The organism is Desulfosarcina cetonica JCM 12296 (assembly GCF_001311845.1).
In the GTDB taxonomy this organism is placed as follows: Bacteria; Desulfobacterota; Desulfobacteria; order Desulfobacterales; family Desulfosarcinaceae; genus Desulfosarcina; species Desulfosarcina cetonica.
Map to the genome: position 1 here is coordinate 1 of NZ_BBCC01000253.1, position 7,352 is coordinate 7,352.

Genomic DNA, 7,352 nt, shown 5'->3' on the forward strand with positions numbered 1-7,352 from the left:
GTGGCCCTTTTCGGCGAATGCCAGGCCGCCGGCATCGACCCCGGCCGGCTGATATTCGATCCCATCGTGGCCCCCCTGGCCTGGCAGGAGGGCAACCGCCAGAACATGGCCGTGCTGGAGGTCATCCGAACCCTACCCGATCTATTGGGCTTTCCGGTAAAAACCATTGCCGGCCTCTCCAACCTGACCACCGGAGCGCCCGACAACGACCTGCGGCGTCGCTATCAATCCGCCTTTCTGCCCATGCTGGCCGCTGCAGGAACCAGCATGCTGCTGATGAACGTGCTGGATCCGGCCGTTCTGGGAATCGCCAAGGCCTGCCGCCGGATCTGTGGTTCGGCGATCTTCACCTGGCAGTGATCGTTCCAACTGCCGGACCGCATGGACAAATTACGCTTAACAATTTTAAAATCAACTGGTTAACCCCATAGTGCGCGTTGATCCGACGGCCGATCGCAGCCGGCCTGGCTGACCCTCCGGCGTTCTCTTTTTCCCTCAAGCTCCCCATCTTCCCTCCGATAAGTACTTTGTGTCAGACGATCCCCTGGAACGGAAAAAACGGATCATCCATTCCCCTCAGGATCCAGCGGTCCATGCGGGACTCCTTGGATGACGGTTTCATTCCGGATAGGAAGGCCACTTCATGAAAAAAAAACAAAGAAACGGCGCCATCCCCACAGCTCAAGGGACAACGCCGACGGCGGAGGTCAACACCGCCATACCGGCGATGGGGCTCGATGTGGGCACGGTGAACATCGCCGTCAGCCTGCCGATGGATCATGCGCGCCCGTTGCGTCGACAGGCCAATGCCTTTTTCACGGTCCCCTTCAATCCGGCCGTCAAGGAGATCCTTGTACGCAAGCAGATGGGATTCATCCAACGCAATGAGGTTCTGTACATGACCGGCGAAGCGGCCGAAACCATCGCCCGGAGTTTCGGCCGCAACACGCGCCGGCCGATTGCCGGCGGATTGATCAACCCCCGGGAGCAGGATGGCATGCTGATCCTGGAACATATGCTCAAGGAACTCCTGCCGCCCCCCGGTCCCGGCGGCACCCGCGTTGGCTTCAGTATTCCCGGCGAGCCCCAGGGCCGCAACGGAGCGGTGGTCTATCACGAGGCCATGATCCGCATGTGCCTGGAACGGATGGGCTACCAGGCAGAACCGGTCAATGAAGGCCTGGCGGTGATTCTGGCGGAGTTGTCCAGCACGGACGGCTCGGGAATTGGCATCAGCATGGGTGGGGGATGTGCAATATCTGCCTCGCCTACATAGGTATTCCCGTGGCCGCGTACAGCATTCAATTCGGCGGCGACACCATCGACGCCATGAGCGCCCAGGCCATCGAACGGCCGGCCTCCCGGGTGAAGGCCGTCAAGGAACGCAGCCTGGACTTGAATCGTCCGCCAGCCGACCCAATCGAAACCGCCCTGCAGATCTATTACGCCGATCTCTTCAAACGCTTGTGCCTCAGCCTTGAAAAGCAGCTCAATTCCTGTGAGAATATCAGTTGTTTGCCGGAATCCCTCCCCATGGTGCTCAGCGGTGGTACGGTCATGGTTCCCGGCAGCCTGGATGCGTTCAGAAAGGCGCTCGGCGAGATCCGCCTGCCGGTTGGCGTCAGCGATGTCTGCCTGGCCAGCGACCCGCTGATGGCCACGGCCAATGGCGCCTTGAAGCACCTCATCAATCAGGATGCGGCATCATGAAGCGTGAGATCTTCATCTACGGACCCAACGCGGTTCGTGGGCGCATTATCCACAAGACCTTGGCGACCCACGGGATTCAGGCCAGATACTGCAGCGGGACATGGGAAATGGAAAAAGCCCTGGAAGGCATTCCGGCCCCCATCGTCATTCTGGATCTGATCAGCACCCTACCGGCGGACCTGACCTTTCGCGGTCGGTTGGCCGGTCGGACGATGGACGCGCTCTTGATCACCCTGGTGGATGCGCCGGATGCGGCCATGGTGCGGGAGTCGGCCGGGGTGGAAGAGGTATGTGTCCTGGCCCCCGTGGATCCCCGGTACATCCTGACGCTGGTCTTGGAGGCCCTGAGGGGAGAATTGCACGCCGCCGCCATGGCGCCGCCCGCGATTCGGCGCACCGACGAACCGCTCCCGATTCCCGTGATCCCGCCGTCCAGGAAGAAAATCAAGCAACCGTCCCTGTTAAAACGGCTGTTTTCCGGTCCTTTGATGCGCTTCGCCGCAATCATGCTCACGCTGACGGTCGGACTGACCGGCGGCTATGTGCTGTGGTGTTTTTCGTCGCTGCCGGATGTGGATATCCTTGCCGATTACCGGCCGTACCGGGGATCGGTGATGTATAGCGATGACAACCGCCGCCTGACGGAATTCTTTATCGAGCGCCGAACCCTGATCCCTTACCGGCTGCTTCCGGAGGCCGTTACCCAGGCCGTTTTGGCTATCGAGGACACACGCTATTTCAAACACAGTGGCGTCGACCCGATTCGCATCGCGGGTGCCCTGGCCGCCGATCTGAAGGCCGGAACCATGAATCAGGGGGCCAGCACCATCACCCAGCAACTGGTCAAGATGATCTTTCTGACGCCGGAAAAAACCATCTCCCGCAAGGTACGTGAGGTCCTTTTGGCCTTGAAGATCGAACAGCTTTACGACAAGCACGAAATCCTCGAGATGTACCTGAACAAGGCCTATTTCGGCGCCCGGGCCTACGGGATCGACATGGCCAGCCATACCTATTTCGACAAACCGGCCACCCAGCTGAACATCTCCGAAGCGGCCCTTTTGGCCGGCATGCTCAAAGCGCCATCCGCCTATTCGCCGTTTACCAATGCAACGGCCGCACGGGTTCGCCGAGGCCAGGTCCTCAGCCGCATGCGGGAAGTCGGGTTTATTGATGAGATGCAGTATCAGGCGGCCCTTCAGACGCCGCTGCCGGTTCGCGGAAGCCATTCCAGCCGCGAGTACAACGCCCCTTATTTCGTCGCCCACTGCCGGCAGATCCTGGAGGACCGTATCGGCGAGCGGCTTTATACCTCGGGATTGTCCATCTACACCACCCTCGATCATCGCTTCCAGGAACGGGCCGAGAAAGCCGTGGCGGCCGGCATCAAAGATTTAAACCGGCGCTATCCCGGCAAAGCATCCATTCAGGCCGCGGTGATCAGCATGGAGGTGGATAGCGGACGAATCCGGGCCATGGTGGGGGGAACGGATTTCTGGTCTTCCCAATTCAACCGGGCGACGCTGGCCAAACGCCAGCCCGGATCGGCGTTCAAGCCCTTCGTCTATCTCACGGCCCTGGAACAGGGGTACAATCCCCAAAGCCTGATCGAAGACGTCCGACGGGTCTACGGCGTCGACGGGACCCACCAGCGCTGGTCGCCGCGCAACTACCATGACCGCTATCACGGACTGGTCACCCTGGAAAAGGCCCTGAGCCGATCCATGAACGCCGCCACGGTCAATCTGGCCAAACAGGTGGGCATCGATACGATCATCGCCACGGCCCATCGACTGGGCGTCCAGAGCGATATCCATCGCGTCTACCCGTCGGTGTTGGGGGCCTCCGAGATCACCCTGCTGGAGCTGGTCAGGGCCTATGCGGCCATGGCCAGCGGGTATCGGGTCGAGCCGGTGTGTATCGACCGCATCATCGACAAGGACCGGTCCATCATGATCGAGCCGACGCTCCAGCGCGAGCAGGTGATCAACCCCGAGGTCCTGGCGTCCCTTAAGGCCATGTTGCGCAGCGTGATCACCGAGGGCACCGGCAGACGCGCCAGGGCCCTGGACCGCGTTGTCTACGGCAAGACCGGGACCACCAACAGCAGCAGCGACGCCTCTTCATCGGATTTGACGAGCGCGTTGTCACCGGCGTCTGGGTGGGCCGGGACGACAACACCCCCATCGGCCGTTCCGCCACCGGTGGCAACAGCGCCCTGCCCATCTGGATGATGGTCATGGGCAGCCCCATTCCGGACGGCGAAACATCATAGAAAAAGATGCTTATTTGATCTGTCCGCGGGCCTCGCGGAAGCGTTGGGTGACCGTTTCGGTCAGTTCCGCAGCCGCCTTGAGAAGTTCGGCCACGGCGGCCTGGTCGTTTTTCCCGGCCTCCTCGGCCCACTGACGGTAATCCTCAACATGATGATCGTTGTGCTGAATCCAGTGGGTCAACAGCTTTTCCAGTTTTTGCGAAAATGACAGTGGTGCATCATGACTGTGGGTATGGCCGTGGTGATGGTGATGATCGTGGCCGTGGTCGTGGCTATGCTCATGATCGTGATCGTGTCCATGATCGTGGTGATGTGTCATCAATAGACTCCTCTATCGGGGGGTTCCAACGGCGTGGCGTTGCATGGATGAAGGATTCCTAAAAAGCGACGTCTCAATCTATGCCTGTTGCGGATTGAAGTCAACCGTCAGCGGTCGCCTCAAGCCATCCGAAATCCTCATGACGCCCGCCGGGGCAAATCGATCTTGCGTTTCTCCGGATCCGCCTGCCGCCTGAAAAAGGTCGCCATATGGCCGATCAGTCCGATCATCTCGCAGCTGACCGTTTTCTCGATCTCCGCCACCATGGCTTGCTTCTTCTCCTTCTCTTTGAATTCGATGAACTTGACTTTAACCAGTTCATGGTGATCCAAGGCTGCGTTCATGGCACCAACCAAAGCAGGCGTCAGTCCTCTCTGGCCGACATACACCACCGGTTTGAGGCCATGGGCCAGTCCCCGAAGATATCGCTTTTGAAATCCCTGCAACCGCTCCATGGATTGCCTCCTTATACAGTGTTCGTTCAGAAAAACGCGTGCAACGAAGATATCGGGCGAATGGGTCATTTACGGGTGGACACGATCTAACGCCGCATGACACGGGCGTGGACATTGTCTATTTTAGGCATCATTTCATCGATCTGTTTTTTGGTTTGAGCGACGTTGCTGTCCGTACTGATCAGAATGTTTTCCGTGGCGTCCACGATGGAATGAATCTTCAAACAGGTATTCTGAAGCATCTCGATCCGGTTCTGCAGACAGACCAGGTAAACGGTTATACCGGCCATCCAGATGGCCATGGCATAAACCTTCCACTCTTTTTTCAAATGCTGAATCAATTTATCCATGGGATTCCTTTTCATCCTGTCGTCGGAAAGGTCCCTTCGTGAACGGCCGGGGCTGAGCGGGTTGGCCCATCCGGGGATTTGAACCATCCGCCGACGCCTGTCGGCAGGCACCGCAATCCAACGCGTGGGCCGATATGAATGTCTAAACGGTCAGGTGTAAATCAGGTTGAGGTTGATGGGGGGTACTTCTTGACCCCCGGTTTTGGAAGCAGGTGTTCGGCCCCAACGGTCAGCCAGTTGACATCCGGGTTGATCTCACGGAGCTTGTTGTCTTCCGGCGGACGGGAATGGGCCGTATAGGCGTAGGAGGCCTGGAAGATACAGACGTTGTCCCGCCCCTTGTCGGCAACCACATAGTTTTTCCGGAAGGACCGCAGGGGCATTTTCTGGTTTTCGGCCATCTGGCGGATTTCATCATTGGTAAAGCGCATCAAAGCGGCCTTGGATACGCCGCGCTCGGATATTCGGAAGAGCGCACGGGATTCGCTGCTTCCGGCATAGACCGTGGCAATGCAGGGAATTCGCTTGAGATACTGGGCCGCCACCATGGCCGCGGTCCGCCGCCCGCCGATCATAAACGGCATGCCGTAGTACTCAAAGAGTTTGCGTTGAACCAGCTCGGCATACTTGTCACCCTTCTCATACAGGTCCTTGGAAATATACCTCAGGTTCTGGGCCAGGTCTTCGGCCGCGTCGGCGATGGGCCAGTCAATTCTCACATGATAGTGGGTCAGGCTGTATCGGTTACTCACATGGCTGGACGGATCACGCTGGATGAGCAAGGCGTAATCCACCGGCAGAAGCACGTTCATGAAGTCATAGAAGTGGACCGAGTCCAGATATTTATGGGTCCGGTCAAACTTTTCCGGCAACGGCAAGGCCTTGGATTCCAGCAGGTTGGTCTTCGTGGGCCGGTTGACATCGAAGAAACGGATATACTTTTTATGAATCGCCGGGATGACATCCTCGACAAAAATCACCAGAAAGGTTTTCTGGCACTCGTATTCGATTCCGGGAATTCTCGCGCGGGGTTTGAGCTCCCGTTTTTCAATGAACGGATAGGGAAGCTTACGTTCGGCAAACTGTTGATAGGACTGGATCAGGGCATAATCCAGCATGAACTGGTCCAATTCGTCCCTGAACAGTTCGTAATAGGATCGGCGCAGGCGATTGAACTGGCTCAGTTCTTCTCTGACGCTCCAAAAGGCCACCGGAACTCCCCTCGGCTGGAGGATTACTTGGAAGTTGGGTAAGAAAACGCGGATCGTACTGTTTTTCTTTAATTAACATGATTGTGAAAAGGGGTCAACGATCACCCATGGTTTTTCCATTGAGTTTTTCCATCCAGCCATAAATCCGTTCCCGGTATCGAATGCTCAGCCACGCGACCACCCCCGTCACCGCCAAAACGATGGCAAAAACCACGTAGTTTTTTTGGTACAGGAATTGTCCCTGAAGACTCAGCATCAGGGTACCGGGCATCCTGCCCAACGCGGCGATCAGCATGAAGGCTTTGAGGGGGATCGCAGTGATTCCCAGAAAGAGACAGAGGTAGTCCTTGGGAAACCCGGGAAAGATGAAGAGGATCAAAAGAACGATGATGCCCTGCCGCTTGAGGAGATGGTCGAAGCGCGCCAGCTTGTCCGACGGAATCCAGCGCCGCACGAAGCGTTTGCCAAGATAGCGGCCGATGATGAAATTGATCCAGGATCCCACGGCCAGCGCCAGGCTGGAGTAGAGAAATCCGCTTATCGTGCCGAAGAGATATCCGCCGATGAATCCGGTGGCCTCGCCCGGAATGGGGGCGAGGACCACCTGAATCACTTGCAGGGCCATGAACGCCAGGGGCGCGCCGCGGCCGAAGGTACCGACCACGCGGGCGATCTGATCGCGATCGGTAAGCCAGTGATAGGCCGTCATCAACCCGGTGGCGATTTCATGGCGAAAGCGTAAAAAAACAACCCCGCCGGCGATCATGACGCCGGCCACCAGCCACCAGCGCCATCGGGTCAGCCGGCGCTCCACGTTCTCACCTGGCACCATGTTGCAAAAAGCCCCTGGACGGAATACCCGGCATCAGCGGTCGGTCAGGGCGGCCACGCCGGGCAGGATCTTACCTTCCAAAAATTCCAGGGAGGCCCCCCCGCCGGTCGAGATATGGGTCATGCGCTCGGCCAGCCCCGCCTTCTCCACGGCCGCCGGCCGAGTCCCCACCGCCGATCACCGTGACGGCGCCCCTTTGG

The 7,352-nt window shown here is 58.4% G+C and carries 8 protein-coding genes and 1 pseudogene; 3 read left to right on the forward strand and 6 right to left on the reverse strand.

The genetic code is table 11. The features are described 5' to 3' along the window. The 3 genes and pseudogenes from JCM12296_RS40525 to JCM12296_RS30865 all read left to right on the forward strand — a co-directional run. A partial coding sequence (locus JCM12296_RS40525) for a pterin-binding domain-containing protein (RefSeq protein WP_479690890.1) occupies positions 1-360 on the forward strand: 360 nt, incomplete at its 5' end. 412 nt (positions 361-772) lie between these two features. Further along, positions 773-1,710: pseudogene (locus JCM12296_RS51650) on the forward strand (disk-shape morphogenesis protein volactin). Next, positions 1,707-3,944, forward strand: a complete 2,238-nt coding sequence (locus JCM12296_RS30865; RefSeq protein WP_054701101.1) for a transglycosylase domain-containing protein — start codon at positions 1,707-1,709, stop codon at positions 3,942-3,944. Before JCM12296_RS51650 ends, JCM12296_RS30865 begins: the two are co-directional and overlap by 4 nt. A 51-nt stretch (positions 3,945-3,995) precedes the next feature. Here JCM12296_RS30865 and JCM12296_RS40530 read toward each other — a convergent pair whose 3' ends face one another. The 6 genes from JCM12296_RS40530 to pgk form a co-directional block, all read right to left on the reverse strand. Then, on the reverse strand, positions 3,996-4,166 hold the full coding sequence (locus JCM12296_RS40530; protein ID WP_172684198.1) for a DUF8180 domain-containing protein: 171 nt from the start codon (positions 4,164-4,166) through the stop codon (positions 3,996-3,998). Between the two features lie 275 nt (positions 4,167-4,441). Next, on the reverse strand, positions 4,442-4,759 hold the full coding sequence (locus JCM12296_RS30870; RefSeq protein ID WP_054701104.1) for a YhbY family RNA-binding protein: 318 nt from the start codon (positions 4,757-4,759) through the stop codon (positions 4,442-4,444). Between the two features lie 86 nt (positions 4,760-4,845). Continuing rightward, entirely contained in the window at positions 4,846-5,109 is a 264-nt protein-coding gene (locus tag JCM12296_RS30875; protein ID WP_157068049.1) for a hypothetical protein, read from the reverse strand. 161 nt (positions 5,110-5,270) lie between these two features. After that, positions 5,271-6,320 (reverse strand): hypothetical protein, encoded by a 1,050-nt coding sequence (locus tag JCM12296_RS30880; protein ID WP_054701110.1) that lies wholly within the window; start codon positions 6,318-6,320, stop codon positions 5,271-5,273. Between the two features lie 94 nt (positions 6,321-6,414). Continuing rightward, positions 6,415-7,152, reverse strand: a complete 738-nt coding sequence (locus tag JCM12296_RS30885; RefSeq protein ID WP_054701113.1) for a TVP38/TMEM64 family protein — start codon at positions 7,150-7,152, stop codon at positions 6,415-6,417. Positions 7,153-7,185: 33 nt separating this feature from the next. After that, complete coding sequence (gene pgk, locus JCM12296_RS37350) at positions 7,186-7,323, reverse strand: phosphoglycerate kinase (protein WP_281492218.1); 138 nt, start codon at positions 7,321-7,323, stop codon at positions 7,186-7,188. Positions 7,324-7,352 lie beyond the last annotated feature (29 nt).

Bases quoted from the DNA above. Each gene is read 5' to 3' on its own strand.
- JCM12296_RS30865 (WP_054701101.1), top strand. From the start codon at position 1,707: ATGAAGCGTGAGATCTTCATCTACGGACCCAACGCGGTTCGTGGGCGC.
- JCM12296_RS30870 (WP_054701104.1), bottom strand. From the start codon at position 4,759: ATGGAGCGGTTGCAGGGATTTCAAAAGCGATATCTTCGGGGACTGGCC.
- JCM12296_RS30875 (WP_157068049.1), bottom strand. From the start codon at position 5,109: ATGGATAAATTGATTCAGCATTTGAAAAAAGAGTGGAAGGTTTATGCC.
- JCM12296_RS30885 (WP_054701113.1), bottom strand. From the start codon at position 7,152: ATGGTGCCAGGTGAGAACGTGGAGCGCCGGCTGACCCGATGGCGCTGG.